The sequence below is a fragment of the Citrobacter sp. CK195 genome, from assembly GCF_030333365.1.
GTDB lineage: Bacteria > Pseudomonadota > Gammaproteobacteria > Enterobacterales > Enterobacteriaceae > Citrobacter_B > Citrobacter_B koseri.
This window is the reverse complement of the sequence record NZ_JAOWGB010000001.1, coordinates 1-302: the sequence shown is the minus strand read 5'-3', so window position 1 is coordinate 302 and position 302 is coordinate 1. Positions and strand designations below refer to the sequence as shown.

Below are 302 nucleotides of genomic sequence, written 5' to 3'. Positions count from 1 at the left end.
ACGCGGGGTGGAGCAGCCTGGTAGCTCGTCGGGCTCATAACCCGAAGGTCGTCGGTTCAAATCCGGCCCCCGCAACCAATTGAAATATGATGTAATATTTTGCAAAGTAGTTCGAATCACAACAAGGCGGCGACGCAGTGAATCCTTAGGAGCTTACTCCAGTAAGTGACTGAGGTGAACGAGGAAAGCCAACGCAGATGTGATTTGAAATACGAAGCAGAAAGACGGACGCGGGGTGGAGCAGCCTGGTAGCTCGTCGGGCTCATAACCCGAAGGTCGTCGGTTCAAATCCGGCCCCCGCA

2 tRNA genes are annotated in these 302 nt (G+C 54.3%); both read left to right on the top strand.

The window, feature by feature from the left end:
• Position 1 precedes the first annotated feature (1 nt).
• Positions 2–78: transfer RNA gene (locus tag OGX93_RS00010), tRNA-Met, on the top strand.
• Between the two features lie 151 nt (positions 79–229).
• Positions 230–302, top strand: a tRNA-Met gene (locus OGX93_RS00005).